The sequence below is a fragment of the Gimesia chilikensis genome (assembly GCF_008329715.1).
Classification (GTDB): Bacteria; Planctomycetota; Planctomycetia; order Planctomycetales; family Planctomycetaceae; genus Gimesia; species Gimesia chilikensis.
This window is the reverse complement of record NZ_VTSR01000004.1, coordinates 112,280-139,258: the sequence shown is the minus strand read 5'-3', so window position 1 is coordinate 139,258 and position 26,979 is coordinate 112,280. Positions and strand designations below refer to the sequence as shown.

The following is a 26,979-nucleotide window of genomic DNA, read 5'->3' as shown; positions in this document are numbered from 1 at the left end:
TTCTTTACCAGCTTGTTTCCCGATAATCCTTGAGAAACTTGCCGAACAGATATTGTTTCTCATTGATACCAACGAACACAGGATCACAAACACGGGCAGCACCATCAATTTCATCGAGCGGTGGTTGAAAACCATCCTGCTGCATCCGTACCGTTTTCTGATGGGGATACTCGTTTGTAACCCAGCCAGTATCGACACTCGTCATATAGATGCCTCGCTCAGCGAAGCGTTCGCCACTGGTACGGGTCACCATATTCATGCCCGCTTTAGCCATATTGGTATGCGGGTGAAATCCGGTTTTGGAATCCGTATTCAGCTGCCCTTCCATCGCAGAAACATTGACGATGTAGCGATCTGTGTGCGGGCTGTTTAACAGCAGGGGCTCCATTTTCTGAATCAACAGAAATGGGACCAGCGAGTTAACGGCATGCACTTCGAGCAATTCGGTTAAAGAAACATCGCTGAGTTCCTGGATCCAGCTGTTTTTCTCGCGCAGGTCGACCTGCTGACTGTCGGAGTCAAGAAGTCCGGGCGGAAAGACGCCTTCCTTACCATCTGCATCTTCGGCTTGAACTATCGTCTGCGAAAGTAGCGAAGTGAAAGCAGGACCATGCGACAGGTTATTTAAGCGATGCGAAATGGTCAGTGGTAACAGGGAGTCTGTAGTTCGATAGACTAAGCTCCGTGCTGCCTTTTCCAATCGTTGAGGCTCTGATTCCAGCTCCCATAAATGTTGAAAGTAGGCGGCAGGGCGTCTGATAGTCTGGGAGGCGTTATTGATCAGGATATCCAGATGAGAACAATTCGCCTGTAAGTCTTCACAAAGCTGATTGACACTTGCGAGACTGCGAAAATCACTGCCCAGGATCTGTAAACGATCATTCCAATCTGCGAAATCCGTTTCAGCAGCATAGCGACGTGCTGTATCGCAGGGAAACCGACTCGTCACCCAGACGCGTGCTCCAGAACGTAACAGTTTCAAGGCAATCTGGAAGCCAATCTTGACGCGTCCGCCGGTCACCACAGCCGTCCGCCCCGTAAGATCAGCGGTCTGTAAACGTTTCTGATAGTTCTCCTGCCCGCAGGTTTCGCACATCAGATCATAAAATGAGTGCAGCTTTTGGTACGACTTCTTACAGATATAACAGCGGCGAGAGTGAAACAATGCTGTTTCTGCAACGCTGTCTTGAACAGGATCATCATGGTGCAGATAGCGGCCGTCGTTTTTCTGAGCGCGTTTAGACCGGATTCCGGATGTTTCGATCAGCCGCCTGTCACGTTGTCGGCCGGCCTGCTTCTGAATCGCTTTCACACGTTTCGCAAGCAAGGCAGCCTGTTTCCAGACAGCTTCCTCTGGTGTTGCAGCGTTAAGACAAATGTCTGGTTGCTGTGCGAGAAGCTGTAACACCCGGGCACAACGCATCAGGTCTGAATCACTCAACTGATTCAGGAGTGAGTCTTCATTTTCAGTAGTCTGGTTCTGATCTCTCATTTAACAGACTCTCACTAGCTTATTCCGTGAACGATGGCAGATCTTCGTTCACGGAGCAGGTTAGAAGATTAAGGTTGCCCCGGGCAGGACTTACACCTGCATCCCGCAGTTGAAGGCTGCGTATCTTATTGACTTAGACCACCGGAGCAGAAGATATTGATTCGACTTCTGAAGAAAAATACCAGGCTGCAAATTCAGTTCATATTATTCAATAAATTGCCCCGGGCGGGATTCACACCCGCATCCCGTATTTGCATTTCGGATCTTAAAATCTTAGAACACCGGAGCAAACTCAATGTAACCGGTTAACACTGGATGGTAAACCAATCAGCAGAGTTCTGATTAACTTAGTGAACCCCCCGAACTTTTTCGGTCGTGCTTCTCTCTGTATGATCAGAGAGTGACAATCCACCCAGCCTCCAGGTTCAAGGTATGCTAACCAGAATGACCAATTTGCCGGAAGATGCATCCAAACAAGAGTACCGCTTGAAGTTGCTGCATACCGCACTGACTGATTCAGATTTGCTGCAGAGCCACCTGGCGACAGAGGAACTGGAAACACTACCGTGCAGTGATTCTGATGCCATGCTGATCTGTGGTTTTCTCCAGTCAGAGTCGCCTGAAACCCGGGGACGCGCTGCTCATCTCTGCTCCCGACTGTCATTAAACGCGAAGGAACTGGTGCCATCACTTCTGTCAGTCAGCCAGGATCGCCTCTGGAGCACCCGTGAGTCCGCCGCACTCGCTCTGGCACCGTTCGTCACAGACGACAATGTTCAGGAAGCGCTGCTGGAGCGAGTCCTGCTTGATAAAAACGAACTTGTCCGGATGGCAGCACTCTCTACGTTGAGTGAAACACTCGATCGACAACGTCATATTCTGGATGCACTTCACGATGGGTTGAAAGATTCCCGGCACATCGTGCGAACCCGTGCCGCGAGGGCTCTGGCGAATTTCCACGGTCTGGCCTGTTTCTATTTGGACAGTCTTGCAGAAACCCTGAAAGATTCACACTGGCGAGTCCGTTTAGCCGCAGCAGATACCTTGAAAAGCCTGGGACCTGCTGCGAAAAGGACTCTCCCGGCGTTGATGCGCAGGCGTTACGATGGTGATCGTCGCGTGCGACTCGCTGCGTTGGAAGCGATTCGAGAAATCTATCCGGGCACCCCACGCCCTCTGCATCGAATTTTCCAATCGCTGTTAGATCGGTTTTACGACGGACGACAGATCTTGCAGAACAGCTTCAAAGTTTACGACTTCCCCAGGGAGGTCGAGTTGCAATTTTCAAAAACCTGTGTGCAGCGGATTGATCTATTAACGAACAATCGTCGCCAGCTGGTCATTAACTCCTCACAGGAGACCAATGGTTGGGAGACAGCCTGTGCAGTTGTCAAAGCAACCAGTTTGGCCGGACTCAAATGCAATGAGAATAAGGAATTCACCAAACTGCTCGCCCGGCTGGTTGAGATATGGCTGGAGAACCGAAACCTGGAATCATTGAGTTGAACTGCGAAGGGCAGGATTTCTTGATTGATACTTTGAGCCCCTGACAGTAATCGACATAGTTCCGCAATAAGAGCACCCACTCTTTTCTGGCCGCAGAGCCATATCCCAGGTGGGGCGAACAGACATAAGGCTCATGAAATTCGTACAAGGGAGCATAGATACGCTCGATCCAGAGGTTGTCCGGATGGGAAACATATGGCCCCACAAATGCAGGTATTATGGGCCGGCGTCCCAGGGCTACCATGGGCCCCAGGCTGAGAATGTATAAGAGCAGAAACAGCACACTGCTCAGCATCAGGCTTGAAAGATACTTCACGCATTTGAGTTTGAATGAATGTTGTGAATGCAAAGGCCTTTCCCCTTCCCTGCATCAGAATATCTCACGCGGCAGGTGGGAATCCAGAGCAGAACGTGAAATCCAGGGAGAATGTTTAGAGCAGTAAATTCTCGATCACATTACAGGAACCAGGAACTGGAATGGTTCTGCGGGTTGGAAGCCGTGGGACTGGTCGCCGGCCAGGTCGGGGTTGCCGTCCAGGGTCAGTTTCTGAACTGGAGCGCCTGCGCTGAAATCGAGCTGGCTCAAACGGATCCAGACCAGTGAGGGGCTGGCCGTGTTTTCGAAGAAGTAGACGCGGTTCTTCTGATCGCTCACGGTACGCCAGATGGTTGTGGAGATGTTGGGTTGATCGGGAGTACTGATACCCCGGGGGACGCTTACGTTCCGCATCACGCTGAAAACGCTGGCCACCGCTTCGCGGGCATCGGCTGACTGATGACAGGCGTTAATATAAAACGATGCCCGGGCAAAGCGATCCGCGGCCCGGTTGGTACCCGGCAGCATGACCGTGCCGCCAATCTGTTGCCAGTAGCGGTTGAGAGCCAGCTGTTCGTCAAAGATGGGGGAATTGGTCATCACCTGATGTTCGCGAGCGTGATGGATTCGCAAGCTCCCGTTGATGTATTCCAGGATCGCCGAATCTCCCGTTGGATCGGAGATCGAAAGATGCACGGTGCCTTCGGCGCCATTCGGTGCAACCACGGGGACCACGCGAAATTCTTCCCGGCTCAATTCTTCAACGGCTTCGGGTACGGTGGCAAACTGATCGAGGACGTACTGGGCCCAGGCGGTGATTACCAGGGCCGGCCGTGAGTCGTCTGCCGAGGGGTATTCTGATTCCACCAGGTAGAGCAGATTGGTCACCAGCCCTTTCTCATTCATGCCGTCGGCTGTCCCGCCTTCGTAAACAGAGGCTACCAGGCTGCCATAGCGGCTGGTCCAGGTGAGGGAGTGCTCTCCCAGTCCACAATCACGGTGCATACCACGCGGAAAGATCCAGAGATTGGTGTGCATCTCTTCTTTCCAGTCCATGGTCCGGCCGGTGACGGTCTGGTTTTCCTTACCAAAATAGACGGCGCGTGTGCACATGACTCTCTGTCTTTCTAATAGGATTCAACGTTAGCGGGATAACTGACCAGGTTGCGTTTTTTAATTCGAACGATGCATACCGAAGACGGCCTAACCGGGGCTAACGCACTGCGGCTAATTTATCTTTTCTGCTGTCGATGTTCCAGAAAATCAGGTAACGGTACAACAGCGGCTACCGTTATTTCTTACCTGGGCCGTGTTAATATAGTTCTCAGAAGAATAAATAATACGATCCAGGGAGGAAAACCGATCTGCAGGCTGGCTGGTTTTATATCTTACTGAGTTCGTACACATAGAGTATCGGCATGACGAGCAGGAAAAACCAGCCGATCAGGTCCAGCAGTGATGGAGGCGAATCGCGTCGCAGGCCTCGCGTCAGACCGGTGACGGACAGTGATTCCTTATTCCAGATCACGAGCATTCCCGGCAGCGACATCAGGACGGCGAACGTCGCTTCCCAGAGTCTACTGTCGGAAAACTTGCCGATGGTTGCTCCCAGGATGCCATTGGCGATGACCACCAGCAGCGTAATGATGCGTTCTCTCGTCAGGTTCATCTGCTGATTCTCCTCAGTGGATGCGTGCGACTTTGCAGCGGGTCATCTCCATGATACGAAGAAATGACAAAACAGCAAAAGGGCAGCTGTATGAAAATTAAGATATCGGTACTGCTACCAGGTGTTTTAATAAGGTGTCGATTTCCGGGTTCAGAGAGGTCCCTGGATATTCTTCCTGAAATAAGTGATCCGGATCAGCTGCGCTCATGGATCATAATTGAACAATCCACTACTTTCTCTTTGCAGTGAGTCAGGGAATCTGTCACTATTCAGACAGGCTTACTCACATTCTTTGTAAAATGGAATTCATGCAGCTGATCTCATGTCGAAATATCACGATGATAACTCTTACGCCAGCGATCCGGGGGGCGTCTCACTGAGTCGCAGCAAATTAATGACGTTCAAAAAAGAACTCCCTTTTTTCATGAGGCTCTTTTCCCGCATCCGACATCCAGAGGGATTGCTGGCAGAGCATCTGCGCCTGGGAGACAGCCGGGCTGCGATGGTCATGCCGACTTCGGGCAAGCTGGTGATTGCCGCCTACACAGACGAACTGAATTGTGTGGCTCTGCTGGCCTTTCCCGACCGCGTTGCACACCAATATAAACTGACCCCCGGCGACCGCTTACTGACGGTAAACACGTATTCCCGGGGATCGAATGTTGTGCCCGATCTGGAGCATGGCGAATACAGTCATCGTCGCTATAACAATTTTTTCCCACTGATCGCGGAATTTCTCTCCGAAGACAATCTGTCGATTGAGCATCGCAAGGCACAAATCAGCGAAGAGGAGTGGGTCGCGACCTATGTGAAGGGGGAAGAAAAACTGAATCGAGAGGGGCAGTTCCTGCGAAATGGAAATCCCTATCTGAGCCAGATCCCTGCCAGTGGTGACCCCTTCAAACTGGGCCGGTAAACGCTGCATTGCTCAAAGCAGTCTTCATTTTGACAATTGTCGTTTTTCTTATTGACAAAAAGACAATTGTCGTTATTAATGAAGACATGAACCAGTCCAAAGAAAAAATCCCGGATGCGGAACGTGATGTCCTGGTCTGCCTGAATCAGTTGGGTGAGGCCACGGTGAAAGAGATCAGCCAGGCGCTGGAGCCGGTGCGGAAGATGGAGCCTTCGTCGGTGATGACGCTGCTCAAGCGGCTGGAGGCCCGCAAGCTGGTGACGAAGCGAAAAGGGGACAAAGGAAAAGCCTTTCTGTTTCGGGCCACCCGTGAGTCGGTGCGGGCGTATCGGCATCTGTTGAACGATTTGTTTCAGGGGGTGTTCGGCGGTGACACACTGGCTTTCATGTCGTCGTTCTTTGAAACGCGGAAGCCGAGTGAAGAGGAAATCACCCAGTTACAGGAATTGCTGGATGACTTGCGCGAGCAGAAACAGAAGCAGGGGGACCAATCATGATCGACTTCTTCCAGCAAATCTCGGAAGCCTGGAGTACATGGATGCGGGCGGCGGGCTGGCAGGCTGCACTGTTGGCGGGATTCGTGTTTGTGCTGTTGTTTCTCTTACGACGCTGGATCAGTGCTCCCTTGCGCTATGCCATCTTACTGGTTGTGCTGCTTAAATTTGCCACTCCACCTTTTATGACGCTGTCGACCGGCTTCTTTTCACAGTCATCGGCAATGCATCAGCAGGTCTTCAGGGTGCCCCCCATCTACACCATAGAAACGACTTTACTTACAGAAGACAATTCTTCCTCTGCTGTGCGCAGCGGAGTGCGGAATTCAGAAGCAGCGGAGAATATTCAGCCCCAAGAGACTGTCCCTCAACCTGCAGCCTCCCCTGCCCCTGTCGTTCCTAATCATTCTGCGACAGCAAAATTCGGCTGGTCTGCTTTCTGGATGTGTCTGTATATCGGTGGCGTTGTTTGTGCCCTGTTCGTTCTCATGCGTCGCTACACGGCGGTGAAGCGGATTGTGCGGTCCAGTGCGCTGCAAGAGAGTGGTACACTGCATGCGGAGATCGCGCGGATCGCCGGTCTGTTGAACATGAAAACCACGCCTGCGTTACGTCTCTCCGATGAAACGGACGGTCCCTTTGCCATCGGCACCTGGCGTCCGACGATTGTACTCCCCCGCGGACTGGCAGAAGAGTTACAGGCGGATCAGCTGACGATTGTACTCGCGCATGAACTCGCACATGTCCGTCGCCGGGACCTGCTGGTCGGCTGGTTTGAAACGCTGGTGAGTATCGTCTGGTGGTTTCATCCGGCCCTGTGGTGGTTACGCCGTTCGCTCAGACAGACTCGCGAAGACTGTTGCGACGACCTCCTGCTGGCCAGAGAGCTGGCTCAGCCGGAACGGTATTGTGAAACGCTGATTGAGGCGGCATCGCGTCAACACAATCGACTGGCAGAGACGCTGGTCCTCGGGTTTGTGCATCGCGAGCATCCTACCGCGCGGCGGATCCGGCGGTTGATGGATGCGTCGCTCTTTCGGTCAGATCGCCTGCGGTACCCTGCTCTGTTCCTGGTGGTGCTGATTGCTTTGATCATGCTGCCGGGGATTCAACCGGAAACACAGCCGGTCACGCAAACGACACTGGAGGGCAATGGAGTCTGGCGGAATCTCTCGTTTCAACTCGATCAGAATGAAGAGGCGGCTGTCGAGGAATGCAAGGAACTGGCACAAACTTATTTCTTCACCAGTAATGATCAGCGGAAATTCGCTCAACCGGAGACACGCGAAAAGCTTGAGGCAGTTCTGAAACTGTACCCGGACAACTTCTATGCCCAGTATCTGCTGGGGACATGGTATCAGTTGGAGGGGAATCAGCAGGAAGCGACGCGTCTCAAAAACCAGGCACTCAAGCAGGCACCGGTCGTGCTGTCCCAGCGGTATCAACTGGGGAATGGAGAGCCAGCCACGGGAGTTGAAATTTCACAGATCGAAGTCGAATGCAATCGTGTGCAGAACCATTCACTGGATCCGAGCTTGAAACTGAAATTCGTGAACCTGACCACAGACGCCGAGGGAAAGGTCTATCTCCCCGTTTATGATACAGTCTATCGTATGAGCAGCCAGGCGTATCCGGAGGGATATTTTGCTGAGATCCAGAGTCTAGGCTGGTTTGAATCGAAGTCCCGCCAGGGGACATTACCGGATGTATTGATCTGGCGGCGCTGGTCACGCCCACGAAATTTCACACAGAGTGCTGCTGAGAGCCCCATTCTCAAAGACGCCACTGGAACCGATGAGCTCCGACTGGAAAGCAACGGAAATCAATATGAGATCGCAGCCGTTTATCGTGCTCAGAAAGATGGATCTTTCGTTTCCGAGAATGGCAAAGGGAAACCACAGTCGCTTTCTAAAACATCATTACCAGAAATCAAGAATGGAGCTTTTCTGGATCACGCACTGATTGATTTAGCGAATCCTGTCGAGTCCCGATTTGGACTGCAGGAAATACAGATACTGGATTCTCAGACGAAAATCCGTCTCGATAACTTTCAGTATGGCGCGGGGTACAACTGGGCTGATCAGAATCGGTTTCATCTGTTTTCACTCTGGAATCCACTACCTGAAACGGTTGATCTGGTGCTACAGGTTTACGATTACAATGCAAACGATTATCGATTTGAGATTCCCCCCCAGGTCGGTGCTTCCGTGGAACAGGCAGGTGTGACGTTCAAGATTAAATACCTGGGTGCAGGGAATCATATCGGCTGGAGTTCAAAGACCGGCTTTTATGGGGAAGCTCAGAGTCTGGATAACACGTCCGAAGTCATTTTCGACATAAGCGGCGCACAAGAGCTGCGGAGCTCCCTGTGGGTCGTTTCCAAATCGGGCCGTAGATGGAACCTGAAAAATGGCGGCTGGTTCTCAGCTGGAATCGGGAACACTCCCATCAGGATCTCACTCCCCTTACAGGAGATTGATCACTTCGAACTGGTTCCCTATAGAACACGGGAAACGATCTATTTTGAAGGACTCCAACTGCCCCCTCGCCGAGATCCACTGGTACAGGAACTGCCGACGATTGAGTTTCCAGTGAATGGAAAGACCGGAATTTATGTCAGCGAGGCTTTGAGCCCGATGCGAATTCTGTTTGAAAGCCGACGGGGAGACCTCTTTTCTGGAATGGGAGCCTCGGAGCATGGTTTTGAGCTTCACGAGCGACCTCAGCAGAACCAAAAGCCAGAAATGAGCTCGACGGTCAACTGGTCCTATTACGCAAATATCAGTTTAAGGGAGCGACTCAAGTTTGAATATTATCCTTCGTCGAATAACAAATCTGGAGGAAGTTCTCAGAGTTGTAGTGCTGCATGGGGCAGTGCCGGATTTGCCACTCGAAAAGTACCACTCGAGCAGATCAAAGCGGTCCGCCTGGAAATTTTGTCTCAACCGGCCGACTGAGATACGAATGCATCAAAGCTGATCAAACAGGGAGCCCGACTGGGGTAGAAACAGATTACTGTAGAGCCGGCTGGCGTAGACGTCGGTCATGCCTGAGACGTAGTCTGAGAGGATGCGTTTGGAGCCGGTGGCTTTGAAGCTTGCGAATTCGTCCGGCTTGAGCAGTCGTTCCGGATTCTCGAGGATTGCTTCGAACAGTTTCTCCACGATCATCTGGCCTTTGAGTTCCAGGATCTGATTCTGACGCTGTTTGATGACGTGCTTGAAAACGAAGTTCTTGAGAATATTCAGAATCGCTGCCGAGTCGGTTGTGAGGCAGGCATTAAAGCGGATCAGCTCGTGCTCCCCCGATTCCAGATCGCGGATTTCGATATCGCGAATCAGTCCCCCCACGATGTTGCTGATGCCGTGCTTGAGTTGTTTATGCGAACCGGAAAAGAGTTTTTCCGTATAGCGGGTAATAATATCCGCCAGCTCCGTTCCGGCATGATTCGGAAGTTGTTCCATAACTTCGGCTGCCCAGATCCGGTGAGAGACCAGTCCCATGGCAATCGCATCTTCCAGGTCATGCACGCCATAAGCGATGTCGTCGGCCAGTTCCATGATCGACGTATCGAAAGATTTGCGGATTGTTTTGGCGTGCCCGGTCGGGTTGGGCTTGAGTTCGGTCAGGATTGCGCGGTCGGATTCCGAAAAGGGCTCGATGATCCACTCCAGGAGGTCGGCGTCATCGTCGTGAATGCACTTGGGCGGTTTATAAAGGGCAAGTTTTGAACTGGTGTCGCTGTGATTCGCCTGGACCAGGTCGTAGTTGGCGACCTGGGAATGGGTGGCGGGATACTTTAATAATCCCAGCAAAGTACGGCGGGTGAGATCGAGACCATGTTGTTCCGAAAACTCGCCCAGACGACAGACGATGCGCAGAGTCTGCCCGTTGCCTTCGAAGCCGCCATCCTGATACATGAATTTGTTGAGTGAGTATTCGCCGCCATGCCCGTAGGGAGGATGTCCCAGATCGTGTGCCAGGCAGATCGCCTCGATCAGGCTGTTGGACGGAATCAGTGTAGAGATCTGATCCCGATGACCGGAAAACCGTAATTGCGAAGCGATACTGGCCCCAATCTGTGCCACTTCGAGGGTGTGGGTCAGGCGGGTCCGGTAGAAGTCGCTGTCCCCCAGTGAAAAGACCTGGGTCTTCGACTGCAGACGGCGGAACGCGGACGAGTGAATAATCCGGGCTTTATCGCGCAGGAACTGCGATTCGTAATTCTCCGAATCGGGATCGTTGAACGTCTTACGGGGGTAACCTTCTTCATCCTCCCGTCGGCGTAATATCCAGTGATCTTCCATTATGGTCTCAAGGTCTCTTCTGATTCAGCTGCAACAGTTTCGTTATCATACACGGTGCGGGATTATACACAGATCCGCTGCAAATCAGAAGGAAGTGAGTCCGCTGGAACGGAGATGTCATTTACTTTTCACAAAGCGACTCGGTTAATGAATCTGCGGCCAGTGGTCGGGGACGACGAAAGCCCGTTCGCTTTCGAGATAGGATGCGTCGTGTGCGGTTAAGACGCTGATCAAAATGGGGCGTGTGGACTTTTGGAAGTGTGCTGCGAGGTGAGGGTGAAGTTCGTCGAAGTCGATCAGAGCCGGGTCTGTGCTGTTACAGAATGCGGGGGAGAGCCAGTCCGGTTTTTCCCGAATGAGGAAACGAGGATTCGACTCCTCGTTTAAGAGTCGATCCAGTTCTTTCAAATGGAGCCAGACCCCCTGGGCATGCTGCAAAGAGAGATGGTCCGGTAACTGCGTTGGACGTTCGTGATCGGGATGATAGAACAGCCAGCCTTTGACGAAGGCCTCTCTCCGGGTGACATCCGGGAAATGCTGCTGGCTCAAGGGGAGTTGATGCGCGAACAGTCGTCGCATCTTCCTCTCGAAAGCATCTTTGACATGGGGACCGACATAGTGGCTGCCCGTCGCATTGACCTCGGGGCAATACAGATAGAATTTGACGGCGGTTTCCCAGTGTGTCAGTTCGCCTGCTTCATCCTGGAACAGGAAATCAATTTCGCCGATGGTCTGCTGATTTTCAAAGACCTGCTGATGCTGGGCTATGATATTGACGCCCCGGATCCACTCCAGCCAGTAGAGAACCAGTCCCTCGAAATATTCGCCAATGCGAAAGCGGGCATAAGGAGCCAGAAACGCTTCCAGTTCCCGCGGGTCGATCTGGCTGAGTGGGGGCAGACCAGGAGGCTGGATCCTCTGATCGGACTGAGTAATGAGCGAGGGACTTTCGATGGCCCATTGCAGGTCGCGGAGCGCGCGGGACTGTCTGAATTCAGGTTCCTGATGCATAACGCAGACAATAGCGAGCACGGGGAAAAATAAAAAGGGTGGGAGCCCTATGCCCCTCCCGGAAGCATTAAAGCATCCCACCCCGGGCCTCTCAGTTCCGTGCTATCTCGGCCGGGCTTATTCCACCATTGCCGGAGCTGCGAAGGCCCCTTCCACGACTCCTGTCGTGATGCTCAGATCGGTCTGTGGCTTCAACAGGGCATCATAAAGATGCGACTTTTTAATACGCAGATAAGTATTTTTATCCCCACCCCAGTGTGAGTCGATGACTTCGCAGACCGCCCAGCCCACGACGTGGAATTCCACGTGGCTGCCACCGCTATCCGCGGAATCATAAACGGGAATCAGACGTTTCTGACCTTCGATGGCATTGATGGCCAGCTTCAGACCGGAGGAGAGCCCCGGGTCGCCTGACATGTATAACGGAACCCGGCTGTCGATGTATTCATTCGAGGGAATCCGTCCCTGCGTATGCAGCGCGTCGAGGTCATACTGCCTTAAGCCATTGAGAATCTGGTCCCGCATGTCGTCGGTACTGTTCAGATTCCCGCCGATATCGAGGGTCCCCCAGTTTCCGGGGATCGGGGCTCCGATATTGTCTTCCAGCCGCCCATCGCCGTAGATGCTCCAGACATCCCCCAACTCGGTGTTATCCCATTCCGACTTGGGGATGGTAAAGGGGAGGACCCCGACGCCTGGTGTCAGCAGGCTGCCCTTCTGCAGGATGGCCGTTGAAGAGGCGCGAACGGCGGACTCGTTAATTCCCAGGATGCGGGCGAAGAACAATGAGACAGGCGAGTTGGCTGTCTGGTCGAATCTTAATGTGACTCGAACGGTGTCGAAGGTGCCCCAGTCCAGAATGGTGAAGTCGTCGTAGACTGAGGAGGGATCATAGCGACCGATTTCGATATCGGAATCGAGAACGACGAAATCGGGAATGTCTTTCAAATTATAGGCGACATACTCGCGAACCCGCGCCCGGACTTTCACCAGGTCCTGGTAGCCGTCTGCATCGGGGAGCAGATCCCGCACTGCCGCGAGTACTGCCGCATCCGCAGCACGCTGCAGGTCGGCCCGTTTTTTGAGGAGGTATCCATAGTCAACTGTGAACGCCACCATTCCCAGCAGGGGAACCATCAGCACGGCCGTGAAGACCGCAATTGCGCCTTTGCGATTCCGTCGCTGTCTGTCTTTCGCGATTACTGTCCGATGAACGCGCATTTGATTTGCCTCTCTACCTGATTTCTACTTTTACCTGCTCTGATTTCGCTTGCAGTCATTCACGTCGCATTACGGTGGTCGTCTCAACGGTTCTCCCGTCAAGTCCCGGAAAGCCGGTTAACCAGCGAATGGAGTCATAGCGAAAGATGACCTGCACAGCGACCGGCTCACCGGACAGCAAGGTTGTCAGATCACCATTTAAAACTGCTGTCAGATCACCTTCGAGCAGTGAGATATTCAGACTGCGGTAAACATTGACCGTTAAAGCACTGTCAATTTCTGTGGCCGAGACATGGGGAAACTGCTGGACGAAATAATTCAGAACAGCAGCCCGAACTTCGGACTGATTGAGAGCCGTATTCTGAGAGGCCTGTCGCGCTCCCGCATACGAGGCGTCGTTGACGACCTGAGCCATATTCACAAACTGACCAGAGTCGATTGCTCCCAGGGTAATCAGCACCAGTAATGGTGCCACCAGGGCACACTCCACTGCTGCGACACCTTTTCGTTGAGAAGATTTCTGAGCTAAAGCTGTTTTGCGTTGGGTGAGCATGCTTCAGTTCCTCCCGCTGTTTCGATTGTTGAGCGGACGGTCATTCCCGTTTCATCGTCGACTGTCCTCGCAGGACAGACTGATTCAAGAAGCGGGGAACTATCCAGGAAACGTCGGAGTAATTGACTTCGACGGTAGCAGTGATGGTAGTACCAGATTCCAGCCCTTCGAGCTCGGTTGGCTCAAAATTGATGCGGCAGAGGCTGGCATCATTGGCACTGGCGATCGTGGCCTGCATATGATCGCGGATAATGGCTTCCGCGTTAGAAGTGGTAATCGTGCCGACAAGCACTGCTTTCCGGCACCCGGCCCGGGCGGCGTCGGTCAGGGCCTGCTTGACCATACCCATGCGGGTAAATTCAACCAGTCCCATAATCAGCAGAAAGAACAGAGGAGCGACGATGGCCATCTCAACCGAGGCGGCACCAGAACGCTGATGAACATGACGCAATCGTGATTTGATGTGTTGCGTATTCTGCATGATTCTGATTTCTCTGGAATGTTTTATCTATCCAGCATTAAGTTTACCCCATTTTCCAAGATGTGTTTTTTTCTACGAAGTTTCCTGAGAGATTCTGGAGCGATCCCTGTTTGACTCGGCGATTGGATGAGTTGTGCGGGATGTCCCGACGAAAAAATGTTTTCCTATCGCAACAAGTTACTATACAATCGACGGCTAGAGAATGCAGGCACACCATGAAAACATGTGAGTTAACGTAGCTGATTCTGATCTCCGCTACCGGTATGACTGGAGACTACCATGATTAAACTGTCTGCCTGCAGGTGCATTATTTTCGTCTGGCTGATGCTGTTAATATTGCCCGTCAGCCTGTCCGCCGCTCCTCAGCAGGACAAGCAACCCGATCAAGATCAAGAACTGCAGGCACTGATCAGCGAGTTGGAACAAAATGAAGCGTTCTACTCTGAACTGAAACTCAACCTGCACGAGAATTACCAGCAGCCGCCTGGTAAAGCCCATCCCAAGTGGAAGGTAGAAAATGAGACGGAATACTCGATCCTGGTTCAGGGAGAGAAATTCCGCCAGGATGAGATCACTGCGGGGAAATTTCGACTACATACACAGAACCCCCAGAAAAATCAGAGGCACTTCCTGGAGGGGATGAATACGACGCTGACGCTGTTTGACGGAACCACCTATCGTCGCTTCCATGAAATTGATCATGAATCCCCGCTCGCGGTCGGTCAACGCAATCAGAACAAACTGGGAGAAATCTCAGATTTACCCAAGCGAATGGAAAACTACGGACGGCCGCACATGCTGCTCGAGAGCTCACCCCACGTCCCGCTCTCAATTTTCTTGAGCGGAAAGAAAGCCATGATTCATTATCCAGGATTACCAGTTCATCCCAAGCCATTCCAGGTCAAAGCCTGGATTGAAGGGACGGGAGAGATTCAGGGATTGAAGTGCACCCAGGTCGTGGTCGAACGGTTGAATGACAGTGGTGTCCGGTTCTCGAAGCAGATCTTGTGGCTGGCCCAGGAGCGGAATCTGATACCGGTGAAGATCGTAACCTATTACGACCAGTTTTCACGAGAGAAACCGATCAAAGAGGCGTTCGTCGACGAATGGCAGCAACTGGGTGCCGGCGTCTGGTTCCCGCGTCAGGCTCACATCGATCACTATAATCTGTTTTTATTCAAATATAATGGTAGCTACGAGATCGACTGGCGGAGACAGTACACCGTTCAAGAGATCACGCTCCATCCGAAAGTGCAGCAGCAGGATTTTTCGGCCCTCATGTTTCCCCAAGGGACCACGGTGAGATCCCGGTTCAATCATCAGCAGCGAAAATATATCGTCGGTGAAGAGAAAATAAGACCGGCGGAAAAAGAATAAAAGGAGTTCCCCATGCAGACAGGCAAATCGATTTTGATTTCTGGATTGCTGGTACTGTTGCTGATGTCGGCTACGCGTCTCCAGGCAGACCAGCCACAAGGCAAGGAATCAGCAAAGCTGCAGACACTGATTCGAGACGTGGAACAGCAGGAAGCCTTGTATCGGAATCTCAAGCTCCAGATGCAGTTACTCTATCAACAACCCCTCAAACCCGCTGATCCTGAGAAGCAGGTAAAATTGAAGTCGGAACTGACTCTGATTGTGCAGGGAGAAAAATATCGTCAGGAAAAACAGACTAAAGGACGATTTAATCAGGGTTATTTCGTTCCCCCCAATAAACCGTATCATCATTTCAGCAACGGTACACGGGAGTCCTGCCAGGTCTATGATGGCGAGACTCTGCAAAAGTTCTCTCACTATGACCGGGACCGCGGTCTCACCAACGACGAACGACAGACAGGAGGATACGGCGACATCACTCACGAACAGGTACGTATGGAGAATCTGTTAAGACCGCATATGCTACTGTCCAATCATGGGCCTCGGGTTCCACTCTCCACCTGGCTGAAAGGAACTTCCGCGGTCGCTGCGTCTCCCGGCCTGCCCAATTACGACAACCGGACAGCATATACAACAGAAATACTGGGAGAGGAAACCGTCCAGGGGCTGAAGTGCATCAAAGTGCAGATCGATCGGAGGCGAAATTCGGGCAAGTCTGAACTTCGAGATGTGCTCTGGCTGGCTTGCGAGCGGAATCTGCTTCCGGTGCAGGCCGAGACTTATCAGCTTTCTCGATCGACAGAAATCCCACAAAGCGAAGCCTGGGTCGATGAGTGGCTGGAAGTGCGTCCCGGCGTCTGGTTCCCCCGGACATTTCATACGGACCGCCTGAACTGGATCATGTATGTCCTGAAAAAGAAACAACAGGTCGGATGGCAGAAGGCGTATGTTGTTGAATCGGTGGAACTTGACCCGAGTCTCCCTGCGGATACCTTTACGAAACTCGAATTCCCGGAGGGGATTGTCATTGATGGAAAACATCTGTTGAAGCAGAAGTAAAAAAACGAAAACAAGCCCTCACGCGATTGTGAGGGACTTGTTTTCGGATGCGTCTCTTTGACTCTGATTTACTTTTCTGTGGATCTGTTGCTCAGAGCTTTTGCTGGTAGAGCGACGGCGGCAGTGACAACTTGTCCTGTTTCAAACCGACTCCCGGCGCGGGTGGTACAGTTGCCTGCTTCGTGTCTGTGACATTCCCCATTACATCGCTTACCTTGACAACTCCAGAAGTATCTACGGCTCTTCTCGGAGCCACATCCGGATATTTCATCTCTCCCAGTTTGACAAACGTCATGACACCATATCGAAAGGCTAATCCGTAAATGGCGTCTGCGTCCTCGTCGGTTGGACCGGAATAAAGCATATCCGGACAGGAGTTGAAGGGAGCAAAGCCGACATACCGCCAGCCACAGAGTTGCTTCTTGATCCTGTTTTTCCCGACACAGGTTTCAATGATGACCGATTCGTAATAACCGAGCGGGACGTTGGTCGCAGGAACCACAAATTTTTGCGTCTTTCCAAGAGTGCCTTTCTCTTTTGTCGCTTTTTTATCCGTGCCCGGAACTATGCTGCTTGCGGACTGCAATACGCTGGCGATTCCCTGCAGATTTTCATCTGTCTGCGAGTCGAGGTCCTGGTTAATGCCTGTCAGGTTCCAGCCATCCTCCAGGGTGATCTCGACATTGGCTGTACCAAAGCCGGTACGGACATCAATGGCATATTCCTCAGAGAAGTCGGGCAGATACTGAAGTTCGATATTCACAAACTCGTCACTCTTCTCCGCCACCATTTTTTCCTTTTTTCCCTCATTATAGGTGGTCGTTTCACTACCAGCGGGGTAAATAAACAGGTACGGCTTGGGGCGGTAGTAGCGAATTCCTTTATCCTTATCTGCAGGGTTTTTCTTTACATGCACGCCGGGCATACAGCCTCCGGCTACAATCAGTACGCCCACTAAAAACAGTTTTCCATAACGGCCCATCGTTTACCCTCCTGGTAACTTTAAAAGTTCATGCTGAACTGGTGCCTGCTCTGTCCATGCATGTGTTGAATTGTTCCTACTGTTCAAACAATCGGTCCCAATTCAAAATAGAAACCAGATTTGTTTAAACTGAATTGAATCTCACATTTAGAAATCCAGTTTGAACTGATTTATTTCATACGGCTGGGAAGGTTTCGTTAACCGGTACACTTTAAAGTAGCGCCATCAGGCTGATTGCCTCAATACAGGGGAAATCAGGCTGGCCTGAACCACTTCAAGACATCTTTTGTCAAATCAAAGAGGTCTTGGACAGACAACGTCTCAAGTTAAATCAGCAGGCAGCCCCTGATACAGGAAAGATTCCATGACGAGCCGACTCGTCCAGTTCGTTTCCAGACTGTTCTCGCGGAAGCGGGATATCGTCAATTACCTGAGCGTCGCCGACGGCATTGATTTCCAGTTGCGGGATGGCACCGTTACGACGGGGTTCCGCTGGTCTGACGTGACGCGAATCGAGACTTATAAAATTGATCTGATGGTCTACGATGAAGTCGCCCTGCGGTTCAGCACTACGGCAGGGCGGTATGAAATCCTCGAAGGACACGCCGCCTTTCAGGACTGCTTTGCGATACTGGAGCAACAGTTTGGTCTCTCACCCGAATGGTATTTCCAGGTGATGGAGCAGGCCTTTGAGACGAACCACCGGGTGCTATATCAGAAAGCAGGCGTCGGTTCGAACTGAATTGCTTCGTCAAGAGACGTGATACACCTATTCCCGTTACGCCGCACCGTGCTTCTGCAGTGCCTGCTGGAGATTGCTCCAGAATGCTTTCTGACTCTCATACTTGTCGGCGGGGAGTTCATTCTTTTTCGCTTCCAGGGCTTCGAGTTGATTTTTCACTGCGGTGCTGTAGGAGTAGTCTGCATTCGCGAAGGGATTTTTGAACTCGGGATCCCCCGGCTGGTGCTGGCGTACAAACTGTCCGTTTTCGTCGATTTCGATGTTGGCCGTCAGCAGGGGCAGCATCATCTGCATCTGCGCGGTGGCGAGTTGGCCGAAGTCCATGCCCTGGGTTGCTTCATTCCAGGCAGCGACGACCTCCGCGGGTGTGTTGCTGTTCGGGAAGCGGAGACCATAGGCCTCCCCGTTACGTGTGAAGCCATCGCGATTCAGGTCGACCTGGGCTGCTCCCGGGAGCAAGAGATTCAGTGCCCCCTCCTCGGTAAGCGCGTCGACGTCAATCGGCTCGGCGAGGCCCTGTACTTTCTGTACGACTGCCAGTTCCTCAGGGGAGAGTTTCTGCAGGAAACTCTGCGGATCGACGTAGCCCCCTTCGTTATGGGCACGCACGATGAGATTGCCGAAGGACTGCTGCAGTTCCTCGGGTTTCTCAACCTGGCTGTAACGACCGCTCCGCTGGCTGTTGAACCAGCTGTCCCAGGAACGCTGCAGGCTTTCGACCGTGGGAGGCTCGGCTTCGGTCGTCTCGGCAGACACGTATCCCTGGCGTCCCACCTGGGCCAGCATCGCACTGAAGATGTTCTGCACCGCCTGGTCCTGGTTTTGCTTGTCCTTGTTCGGCGTCAGCAGATTGCTGAGACTGGAAGCAGCATCGATTTTCAAGGTGATCCCCTTTTGACTGTCAGAGTCAAACAGTGCCGGTTCGAAAAGTGCGCAAGTACACCCTGTTGAAATATATCGAATGTAACGATTATCGAACTTGAGTCTATTCCCGGTCCGCAGCCGGTAATCGCCATCAGAATTGGCAGAACGCCCTGCTCCTGTGCTGCGATCCGTGCAGAAAAACATGTCAATCTGACTGAATTTTTGTATAATGCGTATCGAACAGCGTTTGATTGACCAATTCGTTGCTGGCAATGACATCTGAATTCAGGAGTTTCTTGATGCGCGTGACACGTCAAATCGTTTGTTTCCTCTGTCTGACTCTGCTGACGAGCGTCTCCTGGAGCGCTCCCCCAGAAACGGAAGCGAAACTGCAGGAACTGATTCAGGCGCTTCAGAAGAATGAAGGCCTCTATCCGAGTCTCAAAGTAGAACTGACCCGCTCACACACCGACGAACAGACCTGGTTGTCGATCCCGGGCAGAGAACGAATTGAGCGGGTGGCGAAGATCTCTCTCGTGACTCAAGGCAAGCAGTTCCGCGAACAGATCCAGGAGGAAGGCGAGTACGCTGTCATCACAGTTGGCTTGGGTAGGCCCAGCGCGAAGCAATCAAATCCCAACCGAGTCAAAACTGGCACTGAAATCTGGATCGAAGTCAGCAATGGCAAGGTTTGCCGGATTTTGAATGAGAGTTTGTTTCCGGCGGAAATAGAACCGCGTATCCTCAACGGTCAGATCACTGATCGCGTCCCGCCCCTTCCGAATCTGGCACGACCGCATATGTTCCTGAGCACCGGTTCGACTGGTGACCCGCTTTCCGTTTCTCTGCGGGGAGACGACGCGGCCCGCGCTGATCAGGGAAACTCTTCAGATAAGAACCGAGAACAACCCCTCATCCGGGTACTCGACACCGTGGAATTCCAGGGACACCCCTGCATCCGCGTGCGCAGGGAGACTTCTCACGTGCGACGCGAGTACTGGCTCGCAGAGGATCGCAACCTGATCCCCGTGCGGATCTTGAGCTTCAGTGATCGCGGAACAGAATTCCTGCCGTCATCAGAAGCCGTCGTCGAAGACTGGTGGGAGCTTCAGCCCGGCGTCTGGTATCCCCGCCGCGCGACCATCAAACGTTTTAAGACATCACGATTCCGCCGCGAAGAGAAACCGGTCCTTGCCTGGCGAATGGATTTCGCTGTGCAATCCGCCGAACTGAATCCCAAAGTGGAAACCTCGCTGTTTTCCCAGCTCGATTTCCCGCCGGGAACCAGCGTGAGCGTCTGGGAAGACGGCAAACAGGTTCGCACGTATGAGCAGGAATGAATTGCATTTTGTAGTAGAGACCATAAAAGCCTAAGTTCTCCGTGACATCCGATTTTTTCCTGATCGTGGTTTGCAATCTCCCTCAACCCGTCTATACTCGACCCCATATACCTATGTCTCGTAGTGCCATACATCCTGTCTCATTGGAGAATTTCATGCAGTGCTCACTGAGAACTCCGGGAAGCCGTTCCCGTTTGCTTACTATAATTCTGTCTGTGGTAGCCCTGGTTTGCCTGTTGCTGACCGGTTCGGCACAGTTGCAGGCGCAGGACAAGGTTCCCGAGAAGCGGGAACCATTTCGACTGGATCTGGTGCCGGAAAACGCTCTGGGGGTGATTGCGTTCCGGCCTGCTCAGCTGCTGTCGGCCTCGATGAATAAGCCGATCCGGGAACTGGCACTCAAAGAATACCAGACGAATGCTGACTTTGGTGTGCTGGGAATCGATCCCACTGACGTGACGTCGATTACGCTCATCTACATGCCGCTGCAAGCTGGTGAGACCGGCAATCTGCCAATCAAATTTGCTGCGGTGGTGAAATCTACTCAGAAACTGGATCGCCAGCAGATCCAGAAGAAGTTCACCAAAATCGAACTGAAAGAAACCACTCATAAGGGCATAACGTTCCTGACACAGGATGCAACCGATGGTGATTCGCTCCTGTTTCTGGACGAACATGTATTCGTGCTGTCAGATAAAGCCAGTGCAATCAAGCAGATCATTGTGCAGATGAATGATCGAAAGAGTTCGGTCTGGCAGGAACGTCTGCAACCTGTGGCGTCTGCTTCTGTTGCCGGTGGTGTGAATATGGAAACAGCGCGATCGCTGGTGGGAGATCCGTTGATCCAGCAGGTAGCTCAGCGGATACCGATCTGGCCGATGCTCTCTCCCCTGTGGGAGCGTTCTGATATTGCTGCCCTGGGAATCACGGTCGACAAGAGCCTCACCCTGGAGTTGATCTTCGATCAGGAACAACACAGCCAGGAAATCAAACAGTCCCTGTCTGGTCTGTTGGAGATGGGAAAAAACATGTTGCAGTCTTTCAAGGCGGCTGCAGAACAGCGAGGTCGGCCACTCCCTCCTCCGTTGAATCTGCAATTTAAACTGATTGAAGAGGCCCTGAGCTCAGCCCAGGTCACTCAAGATAAAAAACAGGTCCGGTTTTCATTATCGCTGAACGATGAAACCTGCGCCCAATTGATCGCGCTGACTGTGCCTGCTGTTATGCAGGCCCGCGCTGCAGCCCGCCGCTCGGTTGCGAAGAACAACATTAAGCAGATCATGCTGGCCCTGCACAATTACCATGATCGCTATGGCCACTTTCCTCCCGCAGTCGTAATGGGCCCCGACGGCAAGACACCTCACAGCTGGCGGGTGGAACTGCTGCCTTATCTCGATCAGCAGGCACTCTACGATCAATATCGAATGATCGAGCCATGGGACAGCGAGCACAATCGCAAGATTGCCGAAACTGCCGTTCCCGTTTTCCAGAACCCCGGTTCTAAAAAACCTACGAACAGTGCCTACTTCGCAGTCGTCGGTGACGGAACCGCTTTTGGCAACAAACAGGGTGTGTCTTTCAAAGATATCACGGATGGCACCTCGAACACGATCGCAATTGTGGAAGCCGATCGGGATATTCCGTGGACTAAGCCAGAGGATATTAAGTACGACGGCAAGAAACTGCCGAAGTTCGGCGGATTCCACCAGGGGGGATACAATGTGGGTATTTGTGATGGCTCAGTGAAATTCATCTCAGAGCAAATTAATAAAGAGACATTGAAGTTCCTGCTGCTGATCGCGGATGGAGAAGTGCTGAATTGAGCATTGAATGGTTTCTACACGGAAGAGAACCGCATGACATTATCCAGACGAAACTCAAGAAAGATCGTGGTTGACGATCGGGAATACCGCTGGAGTCCCTCGCGGGATTCCGGGTTTATGGTCCTGGTGGTACAGCACAGTTCCGGTAAAGGGAAGAAACTGGAGGTCGTGATCTCGGACGATCAGAACATCATCGTTGAAAATGGTAGTTATTCCATTGAGTATGACACGGTGGGCAAACTGCTGATTACTCCGAAACTGGTCGAGACTCTGATCAGGGAGGCGCTCAAAGCGGGCTGGAACCCGGAAGAGACCGGCCCCCCGGTACAGCTCACTTTCCTGGAGGGGCACCTCGAAACGCGTCGGGGGCTGTAACTCTTAATTTCCCTACCACGAAAAGCACGAATGACACGAACAGATACTTGATCGGCTGGCATCCCGGAAGAGCCAGACGCTTACCCTGGGAAGGCCGCGGTGACGGAGTCTTTTTTGTTAACGTGTTCCTGCTCGCCTCAAGACACGACTGATTCACCATTAAACCGTACTGATCTTCGCTTGGAGAGTTTCATGCAGCACCTGTTTCATTTTATAGATAGCCGTCTCTGGCAGTTGGCTGTAATTCAGTCTGCAGTGTTCCTGGCATGTATTTTGCCATGCAGCTTTTCATGTTCTGCAGAGGAAGACAAGACAGCGAAACCAGAACCGTTTCGGCTGGATCTGGTGCCGGAAGAGGCGCTGGGGGTGTTCGCGCTGCGACCTGCTCAGTTGCTGGCAGAACCAGCCTTTAAGCCGGTTCTGGAACTGACAGTCAAGGAACAGCAGAAGGATCCGCATTATGGTTTACTGGGGATCAGTCCCATTGACCTCAAAACAGTAACCATGATCCATTTTCTTCAGAAACCAGAGAAGACCGGACAAGGTCTGTATAGCATTGTTTACCTGATCGAAGTAACGAATCCACAGGTTCGTACAAAGATTCAGAAAACAATTGAGGAAACCGAGCTCGTAAATTCAACATATCGGGGCAAAACATTTCTGACCACAGCCTCCAACCAGGGAAGCTCCGTGATGTTTCTGAATGAGAACGCATTACTCTTCTCGGATAAAGCCGGTACGTTAAAGAAAATCATTGATCAGATACAGGATCGGAAAGATCACGCCTGGAAAGAGCGTCTGCAGCCGATGTTGTCGAATTCCGTTATCGGTGGGATCAACCTTCAACTGTTGCGGGAGACACTCGGCGTTCCGTTCACTCAGTCGCTGACACAACAAATTCCACTCTGGCCGATGATTGCCCCGGTCTGGCAGAACACGGAAATCGCCACACTGGGAATCACAGTTCAAAAGGATTTATCGCTGGAACTGATTTTCGAGCAAAAAAATGACAGTGAGCAGACCAAACAGTGTCTGAAAGGACTGTTAGTGATGGGGCAAAATATTTTGAGCCAGATGAAGACTGCCATGAAACAGTCCGATCGTCCCTGGCAACCGGAAGAAGAAGCACAATTCAATCACTTTGAACAATTCCTGAAATCTTCTCAGGTGAAGCAGACCGCTAACCGGGTGACTTTTTCAAGTTCGATCAGTGGAGACCTGGTCAGTGAGATGGTGGTGCGCTCGAACCCTGAACTCCAAGAGGCCCGTGTAGCGGCACGCCGCTCGGTTGCGAAGAACAACATCAAACAGATCATGCTGGCACTGCACAATTACCACGAACGCCATCATCACTTTCCTCCCGCGGTCGTATTGGGTCCCGATGGCAAGACACCTCACAGCTGGCGGGTGGAACTGCTGCCTTATCTCGATCAGCAGGCACTCTACGACAAGTATCGTCTGAATGAACCATGGGACAGTGAGCATAATCTCAAGATTGCTGAAACTGTCGTTCCTGTTTTCAGTCATCCGAATTCCAGTAAACCCGCCAATTCCGGGTACTTTGTGGTAGTCGGAGAGGGAACCGCTTTTGGAAATAAACAGGGCGTCTCTTTCAAAGAGATCACAGACGGCACTGCGAATACGATTGCGGTTGTCGAAGCGAAACGGGATATCCCGTGGACCAAACCGGAAGACATATCTTACGACGGCAAGAAGCTACCGCAGTTCGGCGGTTTTTCCGAGAACCCACCCGTCAACGGGCAACCTGCAATCGGCGTTTATTATGTCGGTTCGTGCGATGGTCGAGCCCGAATGATTATGGACAACATGGATGAAGAGCTTCTTAAATCCCTGCTGACTATTGCTGATGGGAAGCCAGATCATTCACAGTAATGCAGATGCAGACCTCGCTTTGCTCTCACGAAAAGCCTGGCAGCCGTCCACAGTAAAGAAAGAGTCTGACTGAGGAAAATCGCCTTTCCCGCCTTAGCTGAGAATTGTGAGCAATATACCGATACTCGACTCGATGCTCACTCATCTAGACTCAACAGCCAACCGACTTCAACCGGAGAATACTATGCTGGACTATCAAATATCATTTCAGGATCGTTGCCAAACATTCCGCATCTTTATGGTTGGTTTTTCTATTACCTGGCTTCTGCTGTTTCCTCTAGAACGACTGTATGCCCAGGAAAAGACCATTAATAAAGAGGATTCATTTCATCTGGATCTGGTGCCGGAAGAGGCCGTGAGTGCGTCTGTAATCCGCGTTGCACGACTGCTGCAAGAACCAGTGGCTCAGCCACTGAAAGTATTCGCGTTCGATGATTATCACCCTCAGTTCGGACTGCTCGGGTTAAATCTCACCGAAATTCAATCATTGACGCTCATTCACTTACAATTGCAGCCTGCTCAACGCAACCGCCTGCCCAGGACCGATGTGCTAATTGTCCAGGCCCGGCAGAAACTCGACCGAGCACAACTCCGGAAAAAGCTTTCTTCCGGGAAACTTGTTGAAACCAGTTTTCAGGGAACCTCATTTCTTACCGATTCAGCACCCGATGGAGTCGCGTTGTTGTTTCTGGACGATCACACGTTCGTCCACGCCAGTAAAACGAGTTTCCTCAAACGGATTATTGATCAGAGTCAGAATCAACCGAACCGGATCTGGACAGATCGTTTACAGCCTGTCTCATCAGCAACAATTTTCAGCGGTGTCAATATGCAGGCGGCACGGACGCAAGAGGAAGCGGGCGCTAATTCCAAGCGAGACCGTACTCGATTTTTTAATCCTTCGCAATTCAGTGTCTGGAAATATCCTGATCTGATCTTACAGGGGACTTCAATCCAGGATCAATTAACTATGGAACTGATCTTTGAACAGCAGGATCACAGTCTTGAGGTCAAGCAGTCACTGTCAAAGTTCGTGGATATGATGCAGGAACTCATTGCACGCTCCCAGGCATCAAATCCGAGTCAACCAGCTCAACCTGACAACAGACTCTTCGAAGAAGCCCTGAATAACGCTCTCGTTTCTCGATCCGGGAACCGAGTCAAATTAGCAACATCTCTGAACAGTCGGTCCTGCAACGAATTGATTAAGAATATCATCACTGCATACACACCTCCCCCTGTAGTGGCGCGCCGCCCAGACTCAAAGACTAACCTCAAGCGGATCATGCTGGCTCTGCTCAACTATGAAGCAACTTATAGACATTTACCTCCGGCAGTCGTAATGGGTCCTGATGGGAAAACGCCTCACAGCTGGCGGGTGGAAATTTTACCTTATCTTGGTCATGCGGCACTTTACAGGCAGTACCGGATGAACGAACCGTGGGACAGCGAACATAACCTTAAGATTGCCCAGACTGTGGTTCCCGAATTCCGTCATCCTGATTCAGAAATACCTGAAAACTCCTGTTACTTTGCTGTTATCGGAGAGGGTACCGCGTTTGGTAATCCAAAAGGGGTCGCGAGCAAGGAAATCTCGGACAACCACTCAAAAGCAATCATCATCGTCGAAGCCAAACGGGAGATCCCCTGGACCAAGCCGGAAGATATTTCTTATGACGGTAAAAAGCAGCTTGAATTCGGTGGTTTCCAGGAAGACGGGTACCATGTGGGGATGTTTGATGGCAGCGCTCAGTTTATCTCAGGTATGATCGACAAGGAAATAATAAAATCAATGCTGATGATTGGGGATGGTCAACCGCAAGAGTGACTCTGATCCCTGAGTGGTTTGACGACGGCGGCAGACACGTAGATTGACTACCACGAAAAGCACGAAAGACACGAACAGATGATGATGGGCCGGGGTTCTGGGAAATTGTTTGTTTTTCTGCTTTGATGATTTTTCTTAAGGCTTGATCAAAACGATGGCCGGTCCCGCATGGTCTCTTGAGACGCTGATCCATACACTGTTCACGGGAGAGAAACTCCCGGGGGAGACCAGCGATGCTCCCCCCTGGCCTTTAGCCTGGGATGATGAATACCGGCGGAGTACGGTTATCAGTCATATCGATCAAGATTATGGGGAGCTGCCACAAGCCATTGATGCCCTGCGACGGTTTGCCGAATCGGGAGATGTGCCTGAGGCCCGCATGCATTGCGTGAAATTGCTGGGGGTCAGAAGTCAGGTCAAACCTCTGATTGAACAGCTGCTGGAAGATGAGGAGCCTGAGCTTCGCCTGTATGCCATCGAGTATCTGCTGGTAAATGAACCGGAACGATTTGCAGAACTGGACCAGCGGTTCCGTGATGATGAAGACTTTCAAATCCAGGATGTGCTGGCAATCTTTAAAAGGGGTGAGCCGATCCCCCTGTACTGCTATGCCATGCCCGAGAAATAGTCTGCCTGTCATCGACCAGTCTTGCTTGTGAATCATTCCGGTCAGGATTATGATCGTGGGTCCTGTTAAACTTCTCTGCTTACTAACACCTGATCGGGAATG

23 protein-coding genes are annotated in these 26,979 nt (G+C 51.9%); 13 read left to right on the top strand and 10 right to left on the bottom strand.

Going from position 1 to position 26,979, the window contains the following annotated elements; all coding sequences use genetic code 11:
* Nucleotides 1-4: 4 nt before the first annotated feature.
* The gene (locus FYZ48_RS03825) at nt 5-1,492 is read right to left on the bottom strand and encodes an SDR family NAD(P)-dependent oxidoreductase (protein WP_149337691.1); all 1,488 of its coding nucleotides are present in this window, start codon (nt 1,490-1,492) and stop codon (nt 5-7) included.
* Nucleotides 1,493-1,936: 444 nt separating this feature from the next.
* On the opposite strand from FYZ48_RS03825, the gene FYZ48_RS03820 reads away from it, so the two are divergent.
* The gene (locus FYZ48_RS03820; protein WP_187781855.1) at nt 1,937-2,998 is read left to right on the top strand and encodes a HEAT repeat domain-containing protein; all 1,062 of its coding nucleotides are present in this window, start codon (nt 1,937-1,939) and stop codon (nt 2,996-2,998) included.
* Nucleotides 2,999-3,449: 451 nt separating this feature from the next.
* Here FYZ48_RS03820 and FYZ48_RS03815 read toward each other — a convergent pair whose 3' ends face one another.
* Complete coding sequence (locus tag FYZ48_RS03815; RefSeq protein ID WP_149337687.1) at nt 3,450-4,427, bottom strand: linear amide C-N hydrolase; 978 nt, start codon at nt 4,425-4,427, stop codon at nt 3,450-3,452.
* Nucleotides 4,428-4,695: 268 nt separating this feature from the next.
* Nucleotides 4,696-4,983: a hypothetical protein gene (locus FYZ48_RS03810; protein WP_149337685.1), complete on the bottom strand. Its 288-nt coding sequence runs from the start codon at nt 4,981-4,983 to the stop codon at nt 4,696-4,698.
* Between the two features lie 322 nt (nt 4,984-5,305).
* On the opposite strand from FYZ48_RS03810, the gene FYZ48_RS03805 reads away from it, so the two are divergent.
* From FYZ48_RS03805 to FYZ48_RS03795, 3 genes are all read left to right on the top strand, one after another.
* A complete protein-coding gene (locus FYZ48_RS03805; RefSeq protein ID WP_149337683.1) occupies nt 5,306-5,899 on the top strand; it encodes a hypothetical protein in 594 nt (197 codons plus the stop codon).
* Nucleotides 5,900-5,985: 86 nt separating this feature from the next.
* On the top strand, nt 5,986-6,396 hold the full coding sequence (locus FYZ48_RS03800; protein ID WP_145187434.1) for a BlaI/MecI/CopY family transcriptional regulator: 411 nt from the start codon (nt 5,986-5,988) through the stop codon (nt 6,394-6,396).
* On the top strand, nt 6,393-9,350 hold the full coding sequence (locus FYZ48_RS03795; RefSeq protein WP_149337681.1) for a M56 family metallopeptidase: 2,958 nt from the start codon (nt 6,393-6,395) through the stop codon (nt 9,348-9,350). Before FYZ48_RS03800 ends, FYZ48_RS03795 begins: the two co-directional genes overlap by 4 nt.
* A 12-nt stretch (nt 9,351-9,362) precedes the next feature.
* On the opposite strand, the gene FYZ48_RS03790 is transcribed toward FYZ48_RS03795, so the two are convergent.
* From FYZ48_RS03790 to FYZ48_RS03770, 5 genes are all read right to left on the bottom strand, one after another.
* Complete coding sequence (locus FYZ48_RS03790; RefSeq protein ID WP_149337679.1) at nt 9,363-10,700, bottom strand: anti-phage deoxyguanosine triphosphatase; 1,338 nt, start codon at nt 10,698-10,700, stop codon at nt 9,363-9,365.
* A gap of 144 nt (nt 10,701-10,844) precedes the next feature.
* On the bottom strand, nt 10,845-11,711 hold the full coding sequence (locus FYZ48_RS03785) for a DUF1853 family protein (protein WP_149337677.1): 867 nt from the start codon (nt 11,709-11,711) through the stop codon (nt 10,845-10,847).
* Between the two features lie 117 nt (nt 11,712-11,828).
* Nucleotides 11,829-12,932: a pilus assembly protein TadG-related protein gene (locus tag FYZ48_RS03780; RefSeq protein WP_149337675.1), complete on the bottom strand. Its 1,104-nt coding sequence runs from the start codon at nt 12,930-12,932 to the stop codon at nt 11,829-11,831.
* Nucleotides 12,933-12,987: 55 nt separating this feature from the next.
* A complete protein-coding gene (locus FYZ48_RS03775) occupies nt 12,988-13,485 on the bottom strand; it encodes a TadE/TadG family type IV pilus assembly protein (protein WP_149337674.1) in 498 nt (165 codons plus the stop codon).
* A 40-nt stretch (nt 13,486-13,525) separates the two neighbouring features.
* The gene (locus tag FYZ48_RS03770) at nt 13,526-13,966 is read right to left on the bottom strand and encodes a TadE/TadG family type IV pilus assembly protein (protein WP_149337672.1); all 441 of its coding nucleotides are present in this window, start codon (nt 13,964-13,966) and stop codon (nt 13,526-13,528) included.
* A 279-nt stretch (nt 13,967-14,245) separates the two neighbouring features.
* Between FYZ48_RS03770 and FYZ48_RS03765 the strand changes: the two genes are divergently transcribed.
* Nucleotides 14,246-15,343, top strand: a complete 1,098-nt coding sequence (locus FYZ48_RS03765) for an outer membrane lipoprotein-sorting protein (RefSeq protein WP_149337670.1) — start codon at nt 14,246-14,248, stop codon at nt 15,341-15,343.
* 12 nt (nt 15,344-15,355) lie between these two features.
* The gene (locus tag FYZ48_RS03760; protein ID WP_149337667.1) at nt 15,356-16,402 is read left to right on the top strand and encodes an outer membrane lipoprotein-sorting protein; all 1,047 of its coding nucleotides are present in this window, start codon (nt 15,356-15,358) and stop codon (nt 16,400-16,402) included.
* Between the two features lie 91 nt (nt 16,403-16,493).
* On the opposite strand, the gene FYZ48_RS03755 is transcribed toward FYZ48_RS03760, so the two are convergent.
* A complete protein-coding gene (locus tag FYZ48_RS03755; RefSeq protein ID WP_149337665.1) occupies nt 16,494-17,384 on the bottom strand; it encodes a hypothetical protein in 891 nt (296 codons plus the stop codon).
* Nucleotides 17,385-17,748: 364 nt separating this feature from the next.
* On the opposite strand from FYZ48_RS03755, the gene FYZ48_RS03750 reads away from it, so the two are divergent.
* Nucleotides 17,749-18,126, top strand: coding sequence for a hypothetical protein (locus tag FYZ48_RS03750; RefSeq protein ID WP_149337663.1), 378 nt, complete (start codon nt 17,749-17,751; stop codon nt 18,124-18,126).
* A 36-nt stretch (nt 18,127-18,162) separates the two neighbouring features.
* Here the strand turns inward: FYZ48_RS03750 and FYZ48_RS03745 are convergent, their stop codons facing one another.
* The gene (locus FYZ48_RS03745; RefSeq protein WP_149337661.1) at nt 18,163-19,008 is read right to left on the bottom strand and encodes a hypothetical protein; all 846 of its coding nucleotides are present in this window, start codon (nt 19,006-19,008) and stop codon (nt 18,163-18,165) included.
* A gap of 281 nt (nt 19,009-19,289) precedes the next feature.
* Between FYZ48_RS03745 and FYZ48_RS03740 the strand changes: the two genes are divergently transcribed.
* The 6 genes from FYZ48_RS03740 to FYZ48_RS03715 all read left to right on the top strand — a co-directional run bounded on the left by FYZ48_RS03740 (nt 19,290) and on the right by FYZ48_RS03715 (nt 26,877).
* A complete protein-coding gene (locus FYZ48_RS03740) occupies nt 19,290-20,330 on the top strand; it encodes a hypothetical protein (RefSeq protein ID WP_149337659.1) in 1,041 nt (346 codons plus the stop codon).
* A 194-nt stretch (nt 20,331-20,524) separates the two neighbouring features.
* Entirely contained in the window at nt 20,525-22,153 is a 1,629-nt protein-coding gene (locus FYZ48_RS03735; protein WP_187781854.1) for a DUF1559 domain-containing protein, read from the top strand.
* Between the two features lie 33 nt (nt 22,154-22,186).
* Nucleotides 22,187-22,528, top strand: coding sequence for a hypothetical protein (locus FYZ48_RS03730; RefSeq protein WP_149337655.1), 342 nt, complete (start codon nt 22,187-22,189; stop codon nt 22,526-22,528).
* A gap of 273 nt (nt 22,529-22,801) precedes the next feature.
* Nucleotides 22,802-24,421, top strand: coding sequence for a DUF1559 family PulG-like putative transporter (locus FYZ48_RS03725; RefSeq protein WP_187781853.1), 1,620 nt, complete (start codon nt 22,802-22,804; stop codon nt 24,419-24,421).
* A 970-nt stretch (nt 24,422-25,391) separates the two neighbouring features.
* Entirely contained in the window at nt 25,392-26,249 is an 858-nt protein-coding gene (locus FYZ48_RS29155) for a DUF1559 family PulG-like putative transporter (protein WP_187781852.1), read from the top strand.
* 154 nt (nt 26,250-26,403) lie between these two features.
* A complete protein-coding gene (locus FYZ48_RS03715) occupies nt 26,404-26,877 on the top strand; it encodes a HEAT repeat domain-containing protein (RefSeq protein WP_149337648.1) in 474 nt (157 codons plus the stop codon).
* Nucleotides 26,878-26,979: the final 102 nt, after the last annotated feature.